Here is a 2,256-nt window from a genome sequence, read left to right on the forward strand (position 1 = left end):
GAACTGGAACTCGGCGCCGGCGAACGCATCGACGTACCACCGCCGCGGCTCGCCTCCTGCGGAGGCAGCGTCGCCGCCACGCGGCCACGCCGCGACCGCGCCCGCCAGTACGGTGCGCAGCACGGCTTCGGGAAACGGCGGGGTGGCGGCGGTCACGGCTGGCTGAGGCAAGGGCGCGGCGTGGACGGTGAAGTTTAGCTCCCGAACGAAATCCGAAGCAAGAGCCGCGCGGAACGGCCGCGTGGGCCCAAAGGCGAGGGTGCGATCCTGGGTTGCGGGTTTAGTGATGGGGGATTGCAGAACCGGCGAATGCCCGCCCTGGAGTCCGCGCAGGCGCAATACCGTTCACCTAAGCACCACGATGGCAGGCGGATCGACTCTGACGGACTTCTCACTCCGTCGTCGCACCGGGTACGGGCTCTGCTTGCGCTTGACGCCGCGCTTGGCCTTGCGGTGCCGGCGCGGGCCGACGTCGACCTCCAGGATCTCGTCCAGCACCACGCGGTGCAGCCGCATCCACTCCCGAGGGGGGAAGGGCCGCGAAGCGCGGCAGGGTTCGGCGGACGACGTTCACCGTGTGGGTGAAGGAGATCCGGTCCGGGTCCCGCCCGGCGTGCAGCGCCGCCTCGTGCATCAGCGCCCGGAGCGCGAAGTGGGCCAGCAGCAGGCCGTAGATCTCCTGCTTCACCAGCTCGGGCGTCTGGCTGCGCAGCACCGTGCGCGCGCCGCGCAGGTGCGTCTTGAACTCGTCCAGCGCGGTCTCGAACTCCCAGCGCTCGTGGTAGAGCTGGGCCAGCTCCGCCGCCGGGGCGCGCTTCCAGTCCAGGATCGAGGTGATGATGCGGATCTTCTCTCCGCCGTCGACCTGATAGTCGATCACCCGCACCGGGATCGCCTCGCCCTGCGGCTTGCCGTTCTCCCACCTGGGATGGAACCGCGCCAGGAACGAGCCGTCGGGGAGCTCCTTCTCGAGCGGGAGGCGGATGTTCTCCCGGATGCGCCACACCAGCTCGGCCCCGGTTTCCAGCGCCTGCTTCCACAGCGCGTAGCCGGGGAAGTAGCGGTCGGCCAGGCAGAGCATCCCCGGCCCGAGCCGCGGCAGCACCCGCCTGGCCAGCGTGATCTCGCCCGTGGCGTAGCTGTCCACCTCGGCCGCGAAGAGCACGTGCGTGCCCACCTCGGCCAGCGCCACCCCGCGCACCCGCGGGTACGCGCTCTCGCCGCCCGAGGGCGACTCCGGCCGCGCGAACGCCGCCCGGTTCGCCTCCGTGTCCGGCACCTCCAGCGTGAAGCCGTCGAGCGCCACCACCTTCCACTCGCGGTACCACGCGCCCCGTGTCTGCTCCGTCGCGACCGGCTGCACCACCGCCTCGTACAGCCGCTTCACCGGCTCCACCCCCAGGCGCGTGCGCGCCTGCGAGATGGCCGACTTCGCCGCCGTCTTCACCCGCCTCCGCTCGCCCAGGATGGCCTTCAGCCCCTCCTGCAGCAGCCGCAGCACCTCGCGCGTGTCCTGCGGACGGAAGAGCCCCAGCGCGATCACGTAGTACATCATCACGTGCGCCGGCAGGTCGCGCACCCGCTCGCTCGCCCGCCCGGTCTCCTTCAGCACCTCGTGGATCTGGTCCAGCGGGAACCGCGTCGTCAGCACGCCGATGTTCATCAGGTCGCTGAGCCGATCCTCCTCCTGACGGGGCTTCCTGGTGCGGGCCATGCGCACTCCTGGGGTGAGGGTTCACTCCAAGATAACACATTGCCGCAGCAAAGTGAACGGTATTGCGCGAAGGCGGACTTCGGGCAGTTGTTGCCGCGATTTCAATCGCCTTTCCGACGGACGGCTGCACCAGCGATCAGCCTCCTGCCGGCTGTCCCCTGTCCCCTGTCCCCTCCCCGCTCGTAACGTGTTCGTGACCGACCGGTGATCTGGCCGCGTCGCCGCCTGTCGAACTTGAGTGCGTCCGACTGGTGAGCGGGTGCCGAGTCCCGCTCTCACGCGAACATTCCCGAGGAGACCCGTGACCCGACGCCACGCAGGGCTCGCCGCGGTGCTGACGCTGCTCGCCTGCGCCGCAAGCCCGGCCCGCGCGCAGCAGCAGCCGACGTACCCCAACGTGAAGTTCAAGGGGCGCTTGCAGACCGAGTTCCGCACCTCCAACGTCCACTCCACCAACGCCGACGGCACCCCGGCGGCGGTGAACACCGTCGTCTCCAACGAGTTCTTCATCCGCCGTTTCTACGTCGAGGCCGACGGATGGG

General features: G+C 69.9%; 2 protein-coding genes. One reads left to right on the forward strand and one right to left on the reverse strand.

The window, feature by feature from the left end; genetic code table 11:
* Nucleotides 1–391 precede the first annotated feature (391 nt).
* The gene (locus VF647_08035; protein ID HEX8452030.1) at nucleotides 392–1,714 is read right to left on the reverse strand and encodes an IS4 family transposase; all 1,323 of its coding nucleotides are present in this window, start codon (nucleotides 1,712–1,714) and stop codon (nucleotides 392–394) included.
* A gap of 301 nt (nucleotides 1,715–2,015) precedes the next feature.
* Here VF647_08035 and VF647_08040 point away from each other — a divergent pair.
* Nucleotides 2,016–2,256, forward strand: a 241-nt coding sequence (locus tag VF647_08040) for a hypothetical protein (protein ID HEX8452031.1), incomplete at its 3' end; no start/stop codon positions are given.

Source organism: Longimicrobium sp., assembly GCA_036387335.1.
Taxonomy (GTDB): domain Bacteria; phylum Gemmatimonadota; class Gemmatimonadetes; order Longimicrobiales; family Longimicrobiaceae; genus Longimicrobium.

Bases quoted from the DNA above. Each gene is read 5' to 3' on its own strand.
- VF647_08035 (HEX8452030.1), bottom strand. From the start codon at position 1,714: ATGGCCCGCACCAGGAAGCCCCGTCAGGAGGAGGATCGGCTCAGCGAC.